This window comes from Pedobacter sp. 10L46_2, assembly GCF_056395165.1.
The window spans coordinates 1-18,028 of sequence record NZ_JBFTIZ010000081.1 but is presented as its reverse complement, the minus strand read 5'-3'; the positions used below and the strand labels follow the sequence as shown (position 1 = coordinate 18,028).

Annotated in this window: 9 protein-coding genes and 1 pseudogene; all 10 read left to right on the top strand. The window is 40.0% G+C overall.

Annotation, left to right across the window (positions count from 1 at the left end; all coding sequences use genetic code 11):
• Nucleotides 1-513 (top strand): annotated as a pseudogene (locus AC1DDX_RS11325) (SusC/RagA family TonB-linked outer membrane protein); the annotation flags it as partial.
• Between the two features lie 20 nt (nucleotides 514-533).
• On the top strand, nucleotides 534-2,348 hold the full coding sequence (locus AC1DDX_RS11320) for a RagB/SusD family nutrient uptake outer membrane protein (RefSeq protein ID WP_337715853.1): 1,815 nt from the start codon (nucleotides 534-536) through the stop codon (nucleotides 2,346-2,348).
• 58 nt (nucleotides 2,349-2,406) lie between these two features.
• On the top strand, nucleotides 2,407-3,675 hold the full coding sequence (locus AC1DDX_RS11315) for a DUF6807 domain-containing protein (RefSeq protein ID WP_288879619.1): 1,269 nt from the start codon (nucleotides 2,407-2,409) through the stop codon (nucleotides 3,673-3,675).
• Nucleotides 3,675-4,541 (top strand): ThuA domain-containing protein, encoded by an 867-nt coding sequence (locus AC1DDX_RS11310; protein WP_172660985.1) that lies wholly within the window; start codon nucleotides 3,675-3,677, stop codon nucleotides 4,539-4,541. The genes AC1DDX_RS11315 and AC1DDX_RS11310 overlap by 1 nt, the downstream gene beginning before the upstream one ends.
• 30 nt (nucleotides 4,542-4,571) lie before the next feature.
• Complete coding sequence (locus tag AC1DDX_RS11305) at nucleotides 4,572-6,008, top strand: Gfo/Idh/MocA family protein (protein WP_288879620.1); 1,437 nt, start codon at nucleotides 4,572-4,574, stop codon at nucleotides 6,006-6,008.
• A 3-nt stretch (nucleotides 6,009-6,011) separates the two neighbouring features.
• Nucleotides 6,012-7,376 carry a putative oxidoreductase C-terminal domain-containing protein gene (locus tag AC1DDX_RS11300; protein WP_288879622.1) on the top strand — a complete coding sequence of 455 codons (1,365 nt, stop codon included), beginning with the start codon at nucleotides 6,012-6,014 and terminating at the stop codon, nucleotides 7,374-7,376.
• 40 nt (nucleotides 7,377-7,416) lie between these two features.
• Nucleotides 7,417-8,874, top strand: coding sequence for a gluconokinase (locus AC1DDX_RS11295; RefSeq protein WP_288879623.1), 1,458 nt, complete (start codon nucleotides 7,417-7,419; stop codon nucleotides 8,872-8,874).
• A complete protein-coding gene (locus tag AC1DDX_RS11290) occupies nucleotides 8,874-13,007 on the top strand; it encodes a hybrid sensor histidine kinase/response regulator transcription factor (RefSeq protein WP_477622052.1) in 4,134 nt (1,377 codons plus the stop codon). Before AC1DDX_RS11295 ends, AC1DDX_RS11290 begins: the two co-directional genes overlap by 1 nt.
• A gap of 166 nt (nucleotides 13,008-13,173) precedes the next feature.
• On the top strand, nucleotides 13,174-15,816 hold the full coding sequence (locus AC1DDX_RS11285; protein ID WP_477622051.1) for a glycoside hydrolase family 31 protein: 2,643 nt from the start codon (nucleotides 13,174-13,176) through the stop codon (nucleotides 15,814-15,816).
• A gap of 56 nt (nucleotides 15,817-15,872) precedes the next feature.
• The coding region (locus tag AC1DDX_RS11280) for a SusC/RagA family TonB-linked outer membrane protein (RefSeq protein ID WP_477622050.1) at nucleotides 15,873-18,028 on the top strand (2,156 nt) is incomplete at its 3' end.

The window sequence follows — 18,028 nt, the reverse complement described above, 5'->3', positions numbered from 1 at the left end:
AAACTGCAGGATGTAAATGGGGATTTCAAATTCACAGATGCGGATAAACAATTCCTGGGATCCAGAAATCCTAAATTTACCACTTCAATGAGAAATGAATTYACGTTTTTTAAGCAGTTTGATTTTTCTTTCTCTATGTATTCCAACTGGGGAGCCATGACAGATTTTAATGAGGCTAAGAATAATTCCGGTTTTCAGGATAGACAGAATTCGTACAAAGTGCCTTATTGGACTGCAGAAAATCCAATCAACGATTATGCAAGATTGTACTCAAGCAATGGCAGTGCAAACTATAATGTATACCGTAAAACATCATTTATCAGAATAGATAATGTCTCGTTAGCATACACTTTGCCAAAGAAACTGGTTGAAAAAGGAAGGTTGAATAGTGTAAGGATCTTTACGACTGTTCAAAACGCAGCAATTTATGCACCCGACTGGGATTATTGGGATCCACAGAATAAAAACCCAACGCCCCGGTATGTGACATTAGGACTAAATGTAACCTTGTAGTATAAATCAAATCGATGATCATGAAAAATCTATATAAAATATTACCTGTCTGTTTAGTTATCACTATACTGGCCGGAATTGGATGTAAAAAAAGCTTTTTAGAACCCGAACCGCTTTCCTTTTACACAGATGAAGATTATAAAGACCCTGCAGTTTTGCGGGCTACATTAGTAGCTTGTGCAAGAAATTTGCGGAATGAATACTTTGGTGATGGCGCGCCGTGGATTACCGAGCAAATATTCTCTGAGATAGCAGTTGATGGTACAACAGATAAATCTGGTCCTGCTCAGGATTTAAACCTGTTGATTACTCCTGATGCGAATCTAAATTCGGTTGACTTTAACAGAATTGGATATTATTGGGACGAGGGATATAAGGGTATCAAATATGCAAATACAGTGATTAGCCGTATTGATGCTGCCAATTTTAAAGATGAAGCGGAGCGTAACTCGATACTGGGGTCGGCCTATTTTCACAGAGCATTCCGTTATTACCGTTTGGTAAATCAATTTGGAGACGTGCCTTTGTTGTTGAATGAAGTAACCACGCCAAGGGTAGATTTTTATACCACTAAGCGCGAGGTCATTCTTCAGAAGATGAAAACAGACCTGGAATTTGCAGCGCAATGGGTAACTGATAATGTGAATAAGGGTGAGGTAACCAAAGGAGCGGTAAATCATTTGCTTACCAAGGTGAATTTAGCGCTCGGAAAATTTGACGATGCCATAGCCTCTGCAAATGCGGTAATAAATGGAAGTCCGTATGCACTAATGACCAACCGGTTCGGCGCTACAAGAGCAGATGAAACAAGAAACCTGATATGGGACCTTCACAGACCGGAGAACAAGTCGTTGGGTGAGAACAGGGAAGGTATATTTATGGTGATTGACAGGCAGATGGATGGAGGTTATGATGGGGGGATGAAAATTATGCGTCAGGCAGTACCGAACTGGGGTTCAAACATCAATACGCCAAATGGAAAAAAAGGTACTAACGATGGAATTAATCTGGAGATCACACAGTCTAATCTTTATGGAAGAGGAATAGGCCGCTGTCGCGGAACATCTTACAGCACACAAGCGATCTGGGACGATCCTAATGACTTAAGGCATATAAAAGGCAATTGGATGAACATGGAAGACCTTGTTTATAATGAGCCCGCATTAAAGAAGAGCGACCCTACATACTACAATAAACCGATACAATTGCGAAATGCTGCAGGCGGCCTTACCGTTACTGATACCATAAGGAGTTATTTTGGATGGCCGCAGTATAAGATATTTATACCTGATTTTGAAAATGCGCCAATGCAAGGTGGTCATACAGACTGGTATGTGTTCCGGATAGCAGAAACCTATTTGCTTCGCGCCGAGGCCTATTATTGGAAAGACGATCTGGCCAGCGCTGCCGCTGATATCAATAAGGTAAGGGCACGTGCAAAAGCAGCACCCTATACTCCTGCTTCGATCAACATCGGCACGATACTGGATGAAAGAGCCCGCGAACTTTATTACGAGGAGCCAAGAAAATGTGAGCTGACCAGAATTGCTTACATTTTTGCACTTACCGGTAAAACTGCCTATAATGGTAAAGTATATTCTTTAACCAATTTCTCGGAAAACAATTTCTTTTATGATAGGGTAAAAGAAAAAAATGTGTTCTATAAAAATGGTGTTAAAACAAATCATGGAGATCAATATACCATGAGCCCATATCATGTATTGTGGCCGGTACCTCAAAGTGCGATCAGGGCAAATGTATCCGGTCACATAAATCAAAACAAAGGATATTCTGGCTCAGAGGGTAATGTACCACCGATTGATAAAATAGAATAGAGGCTAAAGTGATCTTACTGTCTAAAAACCATATTTTTAAAATACGATTAAAGAAATAATGATGTTAAATTCCCTGAGGCTAACCTGCATATCTTTTATTGCCTTTTCAGCAATGCTAACACCCTTGTATGCCCAAAGAATTGCTACCCTGGAGGTAGACCTGAAGAAAAGAACGCCAGATAAAGAGATTCATGTTCAGGTAGATCTGGATGCAATAACTGCTTTGCCTGATAGCGTTATCAGGTTAATAGAGGTAAAAGGAAACAAACAAACCCCTGTAGCGTATCAGGTAGAAAACAACGGAAAACGGGTTTTGCATTGGCTGGTAAAACCTTCTTTGGCCACAAGCATATTTGCCCTGGAAAAAGGAAAACCGCTTAAGCCTGCGGATCACATAAGGGCTATCCGTGAAAACGGGGAGTTAACAATAAGTAACGGGAATAAAAACTTACTCCGCTACAATTACAAAACGGTTTATCCACCAAAGGGAATAGATACGGCCTTTAAAAGAAGCGGTTTTATACATCCGTTATGGTCTCCGCACGGACAAGAATTAACACGGATACAGGCTCCCGATCATTACCATCATTATGGATTGTGGAACCCATGGACTCATGTGGTTTTTGAAGGTGATACTGTAGACTTCTGGAACCTTAAAGACCGGAAAGGAACGGTAAGGTTTGTAGATTTTGTTGCTGTAAACGCAGGTCCGGTATATGCAGAATATCAGACACTGCACGATCATGTGGTTTTTAAAAAAGACGGAACTGAAAAGGTAGCACTCAACGAGCTTCAGTCGGTAAGGATCTTCCAACCTCAAAAAGGTCAGGATTATTATATTGCTGATATCACTATTCAGCTCAATTGCGCTACTGATGAACAGGTATTACTTAAAGAATACCGTTATGGCGGCTTGGGTTGGCGGGCTACCGAAAAATGGAATAAAGAAAATAGCGAAACCCTGACATCCGAAGGAAAAACAAGAAAAGATGCGGATGGCACCAAAGCACGTTGGGTGATTTTGCAGGGAAAAATAGATGATGACTATGCCGGTGCGGTAATGATGTCTTATCCTACCAATTATAATTATCCGGAACCATTAAGAATATGGCCTGAAAACATGAACGGAAGGGGAGATGTGTATGCCAATTTCTCGCCAACAAAAGATAAAGACTGGTTATTGGAAAAGGGGAAAACCTATATCCTAAAATACAGGTTCCTGGTGTACAATGGCCATACTTCTAAGGAGCGTGCCGAAGCCGCCTGGGGTGATTTTGCCAGTCCTCCCGTAGTTAAAATAAAATTAAACCAACTTAATTCAAACTAATGAGCGTATCAATTTTAAGATTTAAATTCAAAGCGAGTATCCTGCTTTCTGCCTTATGGATATTGTGCATCCCATTTGCAATGGCTGCTGAAAAAAACACCTTTCTGAAAAAAGTAAAAGTACTGGTGTACACCAAAAACGGGAAGGGGTATGTTCATGACAATATCCCTAATGCGGTAAAATGCATTCAGAAATTGGGCCAGGAGAATGGATTTGACACCGATGTATCTGATGATCCTTCGGTTTTTACAGAGGCAAATTTAAAGCAGTATACCTTGCTGATTTTTCCAAGCACTAATAATGATGTGTTTGATACCGATGGACAAAGGTTAGCCTTTAGAAGATATATAGAAGCCGGAGGCGGATTTGTTGGCTTACACTCTGTAACCGGTACAGAACGAAACTGGCAATGGTTTAAGCAAATGCTGGGAGGCACGTTTGCCTGGCATGCCAGAAACCAAAAGTTTACTGTAAAAGTAATTGACCCTTCGCATCCCTCTGTTGCAGGCTTGCCAAAAGTTTGGGAAAGAAAAGATGAATGTTATTTTGCCAAAGAACTGTATCCTGGCATTAAAGTAATCATGGCACATGATGTTACCTCTTTAAATTCATCTGATCCGGCAGATGCGGAGAAAATAAAAACATTTTCTGCTCCTTTTTCGGAGTTATATCCTGCAGTATGGTACCAGCAATTTGATGGGGGAAATGTTTGGATTACCGCTCTTGGACACGATAAAGAAAACTATGAAGACCCGGTTTTTATCAAACACATCCTTCAGGGCATCAACTATGTTGCCGGCCAGTATAAAAAAATAGATTACAGTAAAGCATACGCAGATTCACGAAATACACCGCTGCGCTACTAACCAAATATTAACCTAATAAACCTAGATGATATGATGAGCGAAAATGAAAAACTTCCATATAGCAGAAGAGATTTCGTGAAAACGGCTGTTAAGAGTGCTGTTGTTACTTCTGTTGCCATGACTGGCTTTCCTACTATAGTTCCTGCTTCTGTGTTTGGTAAAAACGCACCCAGCAATAAAATTAATATAGGCCAGATCGGCTGCGGCCGAATTGCCCGGACACATGACCTTGCCGAAACTTTTAAATATGATAAAGCCCGTATTGTGGCCATTGCAGATTTAGACGGTAACAGACTGAAAAGTGGAAAACAGCTGGTAGAGGGCTGGTATACCAAAAAAACAGGTAATTCCAATTATATAGATATTAAAACTTATGATGATTATCATGACCTGCTGGCCAATAAAGATATTGATGCGGTGATGATCAGTACCCCTGATCATTGGCATGCCCAGCCAGCAATTGAAGCAGCGCTTGCAGGCAAACACATTTATCTTCAAAAACCAACTTCGTTAACTATTGAAGAGGGTAGGATGATGAGTGATATGGTCAGAAAATCTGGAGTTACTTTTCAGTTAGGTAGTCAGCAGCGTTCAGTTAACCCCTGGCCTCAATTTAAAAGAGCATGTGAACTGGTAAGAAATGGAAGGATAGGAAAACTTCAAAGTGTACAGGTTGGTTTGCCTTCAGATCCTGCGGGTGGGGTTGCTACAGAGATGCCAATTCCTGCAAATTTCAATTATGATATGTGGCTTGGCTCAACACCTTACATTTACTATACGCAGGATCGTGTACATTCACAAACAGATCCGGAATCGAGGGGCGGATGGTTAAGATTAGAACAGTTTGGTGCCGGGATGATTACCGGGTGGGGCGTACATCACATTGATATTGCTCACTGGGGAATGAATACAGAGCATACTGGCCCGATTGAAATTGAGGCGCGTGCCGAATTTCCTAAAAATGGTTTGTGGAATGTACATGGCGATTATGAGGTTCATGCCAAGTATGCAAATGGTGTAAACATGGTGATGAATAGTAAAAATCCTAATGGGGTAAGGTTTGAAGGCAGTAACGGTTGGATCTTTGTATCAAGAGGAAACGTAGGGGTTACCAGTACAGACCCTGGGTCGGGTGGTAAAGATAATAAAGCATTTTATGCAAGCGATCCGGCTATTCTTACCTCTAAAATAGAGGCCAATGAAATTCATCTGTACGAAAGTCCTGAACAACACGGCAACTGGCTGGATTGTATTGAAAGCGGAAAGGCAACAATTAGCCCTGCAGAAGTTGCGCATCGTTCTTGCAGTGCATGTTTAGTAGCTCATGCTGCAATGAGATCTCCAAAAAAGCTATATTGGGATCCGAACAAAGAAGTTTTTAAAGATAATGCAGAAGCCAATAAATTATTATCGAGACCACAGCGTTATCCTTATGGTACCAACTATATTCTCGATAAAAAGAGTTAAACTATGAAAAGCAAACTAATAATGATCCCATTAATTGTGCTGGCAGGATGCAGTCAGCCTAAGAAACAGGAAGATAATGCTGTAAAGCTGATCACCCTTGATCCCGGACATTTTCATGCTGCGCTAGTGCAAAAATCAATGTATCGCGGGGTTGATTCTACCGTGCATGTGTATGCACCTAAGGGAGCCGATGTGGAGTTGCATTTGTCAAAAATTGAAGCCTACAATAAGCGTCCGGACAATCCAACCACATGGGATGAAAAAGTTTATCTGGGCGATGATTACCTGGATAAAATGATTGCCGAAAAGAAAGGGAATGTATTGGTATTGGCAGGAAATAACCAGAAGAAAACAAACTACATAAAAAGATCGGTTGAAGCCGGATTGAATGTGCTGGCTGATAAGCCAATGGCCATTGATGGGGCTAGTTTTGAGGTTTTGAAAGGTGCATTTAAAACGGCAGCAGAAAAGCAGCTGTTGTTGTATGATATCATGACGGAGCGTTATGAGATTACTACCATGCTGCAAAGAGAGTTCTCAATGATACCCGAAGTTTTCGGTATGCTTGAAAAAGGCACGCCTGATAACCCTGCTGTTACCAAAGAAAGTGTTCATTATTTTTATAAGTATGTTTCAGGAAGTGTTTTGGTAAGACCTGCATGGTTTATGGATGTAGCCCAGGAAGGAGAGGGGATTGTTGATGTAACTACGCATTTGGTTGACCTGGTGCAATGGGAATGTTTTCCGGATCAGACGCTCGATTATAAAACCGATGTTCAATTGGTGTCGGCTAAAAGATCAAGTACAGATTTAACTTTAAGCCAGTTTAATACCATCACCAAGTCGACTGCGTTTCCAGATTATCTTAAAAAAGATGTGGTTAACGATAGTGTGCTAAAGGTGTTTTCAAACGGAGAGATCAATTATAAACTCCGTGGTGTGCATGCTAAAGTTTCCGTAAAATGGAATTATAAAGCACCCGAAGGTACTGGCGATACACATTACTCCATTATGCGTGGCACAAAGGCCAACCTGATTATAAAACAGGGAGCAGAGCAGAAATTTAAACCTGAACTATATATTGATCCTGTGAATCCAAAAGATGCCGCTTTTGAAGCAACTTTAAATGAGCAGCTTAAAAATTTACAGGGCAAGTTTCCAGGTATTTCGCTTACAAAAACCAAAACCGGATGGTGGGTTAATATTCCCGATAAATACAAAGAAGGGCACGAGGCACATTTTGCCAGGGTAACTGAAAAGTTTTTGAGTTACCTTAAAAATAAGGATCTGCCTGCATGGGAAGTACCCAATATGATTGCAAAATATTACACAATTACTGCAGCATTGGATCTTGCCAGAAAGAAATAGTTATAATTCATTTTCTATCTTGCAACGTTAAATTGCAATTATGGATTATGTTTTAGGAATAGATATCGGTACGGGGAGTGTAAAAGCGGTTGCTGTAGATACCAAATGCAACTCATTTGGTGCTTTTCAGCAGCATTACGCTTTTACCTCGCCACAACCCGGTTATCATGAACAGAATCCGGAAGAAATCTGGAATGCTTTTAAGAAAAGCATGGATGGATTGATTGCTGAAATTGGCAATGTGCCAAAAGCAATATCCCTAAGCAGTGCCATGCACAGCCTGATACCGGTTGACGAAAATGGTAACGCGCTGGCACCAATGATAACCTGGGCCGATAACAGAAGTTCTGAAATTGCTAAAGGATTAAGAAGCACTGAAACTGGCTTGTCCATTTATAAAGCAACAGGCACACCGCTGCATGCCATGTCGCCTTTATGCAAAATCATTTGGTTAAAGGAGAATGATCCGGATTTGTTTAGCCAAACACATAAATTCATTTCCATAAAAGAATACATCTGGTACAAGCTTTTCAAAGAGTTTAAGATAGATTACTCAATCGCTTCTTGTACTGGTTTGTTTAACATAGATCTGCTAGACTGGCATACAGATTCCCTTAATATCACAGGGATAGATAGTAAAATGCTTTCTGAACCTGTACAAACTAATTATACTAAGTTTCTTGAGTCTGGTATTGCTGTTGTAATTGGTGCAAGTGATGGCTGTATGGCCAATCTGGGGAGTGGAGGGATTAAACCCGGTATTGCTGTGATGACCATAGGTACAAGTGGTGCGGTAAGAATAGCCAGCGATAAGCCTTTGCCGAATGAAAAGGCGATGACATTTAGTTATATCCTTGATAAGGATACTTTTATTTGCGGCGGCCCGATAAATAATGGCGGCATTGCCTTACAATGGTGGATAAAAAATAACATTAAACATGACTTGGGAGAAACCGATTATGAACAGCTTTTTGAAGAAATTGCAGGCATAAGGGCTGGAAGTAATGGGTTGCTGTTTTTACCTTATCTAACCGGAGATCGGGCACCGATATGGGATAGCGAAAGCTGTGGCGTATTCTTTGGTGTAAAGCTGGAACATGGAAAAGCCCATTTTTCGAGAGCTGTACTGGAAGGTATATGCTATGCGATGTACGATGTGCTTGATGCCTTGCAGGAAAATGCTGAGCCCATTAAACAGATCAATATTAGCGGAGGCATTGTAAAATCGGATATCTGGATGCAGATAATGGCTGATATTACCGGAAAAGACCTGGTGATTACACAATCAGAAGATGCTTCGGCAGTTGGTGCTGCACTGTTGGCAATGAAAGCCCTTGGTTTGATTCATGATTATTCCGATTTGGTAAATAAAACGCCAAAAATGGTTAAGCCAAACCCTAATAATGGTGAGGTTTATTTGAGGAATTTTAGGATCTTTAAAACGCTTTATTCTGATTTAAAGAATACCATGCATGAATTTTATAAAATGAATCTTTAATGTTTGCAAGGAAAACCATAATTACATTAATCTTCTTCCTGATTTCATTTGTTGGGCTAGCGCAGCAAGACCAGATTCAGTTTTCGAGTATAAACCTCTCCGATGGGCTTTCTCATAACCAGGTAAATACAATTTTTAAAGACAGCAAGGGCTTTATATGGATTGGTACCCTTTCCGGATTAAACCGTTTTGATGGTCAGCAGATAAAAATTTTTAAGCACGATCCACGAGATACCAAATCAATAAGTGACGATTTTATCGTCAATATTTCTGAACTGCCAGATAACAAGCTCTATCTGGAAACCAAGAACGGCGCAAATATCTATGATGCGGAAACCCAAAGTTTTATAAGGGATGTGAAACCTTACCTGAAGGAGTTAAACATTATTGCTAAAAAGATCATAGATATAGTAAAAGATAGTAAAGGCGGTTTTTGGTTCAACGCGGGTGACGAAGGCGTCTTTAAATATGATACACTGAGCAAAAAAAGTATTCATCTAAAACTGAATACCGGGAATGCTGCATCACTGGCTGGTTCTCCAATTTCTGCATTACAGAAAGGGCCTAATGGAGACATTTGGATTATTCATACGGATAAGACCGTAGAACTGCTCAATAGCTCTACCGGTAAAGTGCAAAAGCGTATCTCTGTGTTTAAGCATGATGACCCTTTGGCTTTTCAAAACTTTAAATTGTTTGTTGATAATGCGTCCGATCTATGGATATATACCCTGAATAGCCAGAGAGGAGTAGATTTTTATGAAACCAAAACCGGGAAAACCAGATTCATAGACAAGGCACCAAATGGTTTGAATAACAACTTGATTAGCAGTATCATTCAGGACGATAAAGGATTGATTTGGATAGGAACCGATCATGGCGGTGTGAACCTGCTGGATAAAAGAAATTTTAGTGTCAGGTATCTTGTTAATAAAGAGGACGACGTTAAAAGTATTGGTCAAAATGCCATTTTAACCTTGTATAAAGACCATTCGGGCATAATATGGGTAGGAACATTTAAAAGGGGCGTTAGCTTTTATCATGAAAAGATCCTCAAATTCCCGCTCTATAAACACCAGAATGCAAATCCCCGAGGGCTGACCTATGATGATGTAAACCGTTTTGCAGAAGACGGACTGGGTAACATCTGGATTGGTACGAATGGAGGCGGACTATTTTATTTTAATAGAAAAACAGGTCAGTTTAAAAGGTATGTGCATGAGCCCGGCAACCCAAACAGTTTAAGTAACGACATCATTGTAAGCCTGTTTATAGATCGCGATAAAAAGCTATGGGTAGGTACTTATTTTGGCGGGTTAAGCTGCTTTGATGGTACAAAGTTCATCAATTATAAACACAATAGCCAAGATACAAATAGCTTGACTGATGACCGGGTGTGGGACATTCTTGAAGACCGGAGAGGAAATTTATGGATTGCTACCTTAGGTGGTGGGCTGGATAAATTCGATAGAAACAAACACATTTTTCTTCACAAAAAGGTAGGAGAAAAGAATGGTATAATTTCAAATTCGCTATCCTGTTTAATAGAGGATAGAAAAGGCAATATATGGATAGGTACCTCTGAAGGCGTTGATGAAATGAAACAGGATGGCAGATTTGTTCATTACAAGAATAAACCAGGCAATAAAAAATCGTTGACTAATAATGTTGTTTATGGCATGATGGAGGATAGCTATGGTTTTATATGGATATCTACACGTGATGGTTTAAGTAGGCTAAATCCTGAATCAGGGCAGTTCCAGAATTTCGACAGTAAAGATGGCCTCACTGAAATGACTACATTAAAAGTGGTTGAAGATAATGACAAAAATCTTTGGATAAGCACGGCGAATGGTTTGTTTGAGATCATTGTTAAGAAGATAAGCACAGACAAATTCTCTTATACCTTTCGTAAGTATGATGAACATGATGGTTTGCAGGGCAATGCGTTTAATGCCAATGCAGGCTATAAAACCAAATCGGGAGAACTTTTATTTGGAGGGGCAAATGGCTTTAATCTTTTTAAACCGGGCGATATCAGAAATGACAATACCAGGCCTATTATCGTTTTTACCGATCTGCAGATTTCTAACAGGAGTATTGGCATTGATGACCAGGTAAATGGAAGGGTTTTATTAAAGAAGTCTATCATTTTTACAAAAGATTTAAAGCTGAACCATAGCCAGAATGGATTTGCACTTGAGTTTGCAGCACTGAACTTTTTTAATCCTCAAAAAATAAAATACCGGTATAGGCTGGAAGGATTTGATCAGCACTGGCAGGAACTTCAGGGGGATAACCGATTGGCAACCTATACCAATATTGATCCGGGTGAATATACTTTTAAAGTGGTTTCTACTGATGCTTCGGGAAATTGGGTGAACAATGAGACCAGCCTTAATATTACCATTATGCCTCCATTTTGGAGAACAACGCTAGCCTATATCATTTACGTATTGCTAATTGGCGGTACGCTGTTTTTTATCCGGCATCGTGGCATTCAACGGATAAAGAAGGAGTTTTTAATAGAACAGGAACGACAACAAGCGAAACGGATGCATGAACTGGATCTGCTTAAGATAAAATTTCTTACCAATGTAAGTCACGAATTCAGAACGCCCTTGTCGCTGATCATTACGCCACTTGAGAAACTGATTAAACAAGCTCAGGATTCAGAGAGACCGCAACTTCAGATGATTCAGCGGAACGGGCGCCGCTTGCTGAATCTGGTAAATCAATTGCTGGATTTTAGAAGAATGGAAGTGCACGAATTAAAACTGCATCCTAAAACAGGAGATATCATTTCTTTTATTCAGGAGCTGTCGTTTTCCTTTAGTGATATAGCCGACAGAAAGAACATCAGTTTTAGTTTTCAAACCGATAGAAAGAGCCTGATTACTTTTTTTGATCATGATAAAATTGAAAGGATACTGTTTAATCTGCTTTCGAATGCATTTAAATTTACACCACAGGGTGGTAAAGTGAAAGTAAGTTTGCTCACTACCATTAATGAACAAAAACAAACCCAGTTAATTCTTAAAGTTTCTGATACGGGTATTGGTATTCCAGAAGATAACAAGGCAAGGATATTCGAAAGGTTTTTTCAAAATGACGTTCCCGATTCCATTGTTAACCAGGGGAGTGGTATAGGCTTGTCGATTACCCGGGAATTTGTAAGGTTGCATGGTGGGCATATTACGGTTGATAGTATTGTGAATGAAGGCACTGAATTTACAGTTTACCTTGTTTTTCCTAAAACGGATATGGAAACTTCCGATCCGGAACCTAAGCTCGACCTGCTCATTACCGCTGGGGTAGATGAAAATTCGGTAAGCGATCCCAAGTTTGTATGGAAAAGTAAAAAGCCGGTGCTCATGCTGATAGAAGATAATGAGGATTTTAGGTTTTATTTAAAGGATAATTTAAAAGAATACTACCAGATAGCCGAGGCAGCCAATGGTAAAGAAGGTTGGCAAAAAATACTTTCGATACATCCTGATTTGATTGTTAGTGATGTGAGTATGCCTGAAATGAACGGTATTGATCTTTGTCGGAAAATTAAAGCGGATAAGCGTACGRCCCATTTGCCTGTGATATTACTTACCGCGCTAACTACCGAAGACGAACAATTGATGGGCCTTGAAACCGGTGCAAGTGATTATATGACCAAGCCTTTTAACTTTGAGATCCTTTTGTCTAAAATAAGGAACTTACTGCAGCAGCAGGCGCTTTCAAAAAAGACCTACCAAAAGCAGGTAGAGTTTAAACCACTGGAAACAGAAATTGAATCTGTTGACGATAAGTTCATCAGACAGTTGTCTATTCATATAGAAAAACATTTGTCAGACTCCGCTTATACTGTCGACCAGTTAAGTGCAGACATGAATATGAGCAGGGTAGGTTTATATAAAAAAGTACTTCCGCTAACAGGTAAATCACCTGTAGAATACATACGCTCTTACAGGTTGCTAAAATCTAAACCCTTGTTGCTGAAATCGCAAATGACCATTGCCGAGGTAGCCTATGAAGTTGGCTTCAGTAACCCTAAACATTTCAGTAAATATTTTAAGCAGGAATTCAATATGCTGCCATCAGCGTATGCCTTAACAAAACCCGATCAAGAGTCTGTTTAATGCTCATTTTAGCAGATTTGTTAACATATGAATACCTAATTGTTATCATTTGAATGCCCTGCCTTTTTTTGCTTGCATATACCTTTAGAAATAAATAAACCAAGTATAAACAGTATTTATTTCTATGCGAAAAATTAGGGTGAGCGCCGTAATATTTATAGGTAGTATGTTACTATATATAAATGTAAACGGGCAAGTAAAAGATGATGTGCAAACAACCTCAGGAATTGAAATTCCCATTCAACATTCTCCCTCAGGAATTAAAAAAATAAAACTTCAGCCAGTATCCGATCAGATCATTCATGTAACTGCAATTGCGACAGACAAGTTTCCTGGCGACAAAAGTTTAATGGCTGTTAAGCTTTCAGATGCTGCTGTTAAATTTACAACAACCAACTCAGCCGACCAGGTAACCTTAAGTACTTCATCGTTAAAAGTTGAAGTATCTACTAAAACAGGTTTAATCACTTATCGTGATGCCAACGGTAAGGTGTTACTGGCCCAAACAAAAACAGAAGGGCTTTCACTTATCCCTAAAGTATTTAATGGAGAGCCATCCTATCAGGTTTCTCAGCTATTCGATGCGCAGGAAAATGAAGCATATTACGGTTTGGGGCAGCACCAGCAAGGGCTGGTAAATTATAGCGGACGCAGGGTAGATCTTGTGCAGTACAATACAGAAATAGGTGTTCCTTTTTTTGTTTCTAATAAAGGTTATGGCCTGCTTTGGGATAATTATTCAATTACACGCGCTGGCGACATAAGAGATTACCAGCCTTTAACTGCATTGAAATTATTTTCTAAAGAAGGGGATGAAGGATGGCTTACCGCTTCCTATACTTCAAAAACTGAACCCGGAAAGGTATTGCTTAAGCAACCTATATCTGAATTATCTATAAACTGGTTAACAGATCAGCATAAATTTCCTTCAAGCATAAAAATGCAGGATGCCGTGGTGCATTATGAGGGAGCCGTGGGAAGCGAACTTGAAGGGCTGTATCAGCTTCAGTTAAAATATGCAGGTTATATTAAAGTTTGGTTTGATGATAAGCTTGTTGCCGATTTTTGGCGTCAGGCCTGGAATTCAGGATCGGCAATACTAGATCTGGAATTAAAAAAAGATAAGAAAACCAAAATCAAAATAGCAGTAACCGGAAAAGCGGTATTAATGCCAAAATGGGCTATGGGCTTTTGGCAAAGCAGAGAACGCTATAAAACACAGGATGAGATTTTATCAACGGTAAAAGAATTTCGCGACAGAAAAATTCCACTTGATAATATTGTATTGGATTGGTCGTACTGGAAGCAGCCGGAATGGGGTAGTCAGCAGTTTGACCCTGAGCGTTTTGCTGACCCTGATGGGATGATCAAATCTCTTCACAAACAAAATGTGAACCTGATGATCTCTGTTTGGCCTAAGTTTAATAAGGGTTTCGATATCTATGATAAATTAAACCAAGAAAATTTCCTTTATAAAAGAAACATAGTGGATGGCCGTGTAGACTGGATAGGCAAAGGATATTCGAATACATTTTACGATGCTTTTAATCCTAAAGCGAGAACTGCATTTTGGGAGCTGATGAACAAAAGGTTGTATAGCAAAGGTATAGATGCCTGGTGGATGGATGCTACAGAACCGGATATGCATTCGAATTTACCGGTGGAGATTAGAAAAGACCTGATGAATCCAACTTATGAAGGATCGTCTACAACTTATTTCAATGCATTTCCACTGGTTAATGCCAAAGGTGTTTACGAAGGACAACGTAAAGTAAACAACGAGAACAGGGTGTTTATTTTAACACGGTCGGCATATGCAGGCCTGCAAAGATATGCTGCTGCGGCCTGGAGCGGAGATATCGCTTCGAGATGGGAAGACATGAAAACCCAGATCGGTGCAGGGGTAAACTTTTCGCTTTCGGGTATGCCTTACTGGACCATGGATATTGGTGGTTTTTCTGTTGAAAAACGGTATGAGAAACCTAATAAAGAAGACCTGGAAGAGTGGAGAGAACTAAATGCCAGATGGTATCAGTTTGGCGCTTTTGTTCCTTTGTTTAGGGTACACGGACAGTTTCCTTTCAGAGAGATCTATAACATTGCGCCAGAGGGTCACCCTGCTTATAAAAGCATGCTGTACTACAATAAGTTGCGATATAGACTGATGCCTTATATCTATTCAATTGCCGGCAACACTTATCATCACGATTATACCATGATGCGCGGTTTAATGATGGACTTTCCTCAGGACCTTAAAGCTTCTAATTTGTCGGATGCATTCCTTTTTGGCCCTTCGCTATTAATTAATCCTGTTTATAAGTACAAAGACAGGAACAGAGATGTGTATCTGCCTTCAGGACAAGGATGGTATGATTTATATACGGGCAAGTACTTTAAGGGTGGACAAACCATTAAAGCTGATGCGCCATATGAAAAGACGCCTGTGTATGTAAAAGAAGGATCTATTGTTCCTACAGGCCCGGAATTACAATACACCTCAGAGAAACCTGCTGATCCGATAACACTCTTTGTGTATACCGGAAAAAATGCTTCATTCTCTCTTTATGAGGATGAGGGTACCAATTACAACTATGAGAAAGGTGCTTTTGCTACGGTAGATTTCAATTACGACGAAAAAACCAAAACGCTTACAGTAGGTGATCGCAAAGGAAGTTTTAAGGGAATGCTGGAAAATAGAACATTTAAGATCGTGGTGATTACCCCTAAATCAGCCAAGGCATTAGACTTTAACCAAAAGGCGAATCATAGTATTACTTACAATGGTAAGGCTACTACAATAAAGCTCTAACTAAAATTAAACCAATATAAAATGAATCAATTATTTACTAAATCTTTATGAACGGCATGAAAAAGAATTCTATGATTAAAAGAGAACATATTTTTCTGCTGATGTTTCTTTCACTGCTTGTTTTTAGCGAATCTTTATTTGCACAGCAGCGTCAGATCAGTGGAAAAGTAACTGCAGCGGATGGGCTCGCCATACCGGGTGCAGTGGTAAAAGTAAAAGGAAAAACTGGCGGAACAGGGACCGATAATGATGGTGCATACACCATTAATGCCCAAACCGGGGATGTACTACAGGTTAGCTCTATTGGTTTTGTAGCCAAAGAAGTAACAGTTGGACAAGGAAACACCATCAACATTAGTTTAGCTGAAGATAACCAGGGCCTCAACGAAGTAGTGGTAGTGGGGTATGGCGTTCAGCAAAAGAAACTGGTAACCGGCGCCACAGTTCAGATTAAAGGAGAAACGCTGCAAAAGCAAAGTACCACTAACGCCTTGCAGGGTTTACAGGGGCAAACTCCCGGCGTACAGATTACATCTACTTCTGGTCAGCCTGGCGAAAACATCAAAGTAACCATAAGAGGCTTAGGTACCATTGGCAATGCATCGCCGCTATATGTTGTGGATGGAGTGCTTACCGGCGATATCACCTATTTAAACTCATCAGATATAGAATCGATCGATGTTTTAAAAGATGCTGCATCTGCGGCTATTTATGGCTCGCAGGCGGCTAATGGTGTTGTGTTGGTAACCACAAGACAAGGTAAACGCGGGCAGACAGGACAAATCACTTTTGATGCTTACGCAGGTGTACAAAATGTTGCAAAAAAATTAGAGTTGCTTGATGCTTCACAATACGCAGCTATGATGAGCGAAGCTGCTGTAAACGGGGGGAAACAACCACTGTTCACTAATGATGAGATAAAAGCTTTTGGCAAAGGTACAAACTGGATGGACGAGATGTTTGTAGACAATGCGCTTACACAAAATTATGCACTTGGTGCATCCGGTGCATCTGAAGCCTCAGTTTATTCCTTGGGTTTATCTTATACCGGGCAGGAAGGTATAGTAGGGGGCAAAGGCTTGTCTAATTACCAACGCTACAGCTTTAAAATCAATTCTGAGCATAATTTTTATAAAGATATCATCAAAATCGGTCAGCACTTAACCTATACAGATATTAAAAATAATGGTATAAGTGTTGGTAATCAGTATAATAACACGCTTCGTGGAGCATTTAGTGCCAGCCCATTTTTGAAGATGTATGATGAGGATGGAAACTTCTTCGACAACAGTAAGTCTACATGGAACAATGCTGAGGCAAATCCTTATGCATCTATGGTATATAACAGCCAGAACAAAAATAATACTCAGCGTATACTGGGTGATATTTATATGGTAATCGAACCGGTTAAAAATCTAAAATTCAGAACCAGCTTAGGTATGGATTACAGTGCAGGCGAAAGTCGTTCTTATACCCCTGTCTACAGCCTTTCGGTTTACACTTATAACCTTGTTAACAAAGCCAGCCAGTCGATGAATAAAGGTAAATCTCTGATCTGGGATAATTTATTGAGCTATAAATTTACCTTAAATAATGACCATACTTTTGAAGCCATGGTGGGTAGTTCTGCATATCGTGCAGATGGTTCTAATATTTTTGGAACCAATACCAATTTGTTTGCTGATGGTTTTGATTATGCCTGGCTAAGTAACGCAACCGGTAAAACCGTAGCAGGTATTACTATTGGGGGTGGACCTAACGAGCCGGATCGCAGGCTATCTTATTTTGGCAGGTTAAATTATAACTACAAAGAAAAATACCTGTTAAATGCCACTTTCAGAGCTGATGGTTCTTCACGTTTTGGCCCGGCAAACCGCTGGGGGTATTTCCCTTCTGTTTCCGCAGGCTGGGTCGTAACAAACGAAAGTTTTATGCAGGGACAAAAGGACTGGTTAGACTTTCTTAAGGTACGTGCCAGCTGGGGGCAGGTAGGAAGTCAGAACATAGCTGCTTTTCAATATCTGGCACCAATTAAGCTAAATAATACAAACTATATTTTTGGCCCTGATGAGGGTGTGCTTACTCCAGGCGGCTACCAGGAACGAATCAGCAATCCCGCGGTGAAATGGGAAACCTCAGAACAGACTAATATCGGATTTGATGCTAATTTTTTGCAAGGCAAATTTGCGTTGAACTTCGACTGGTATAATAA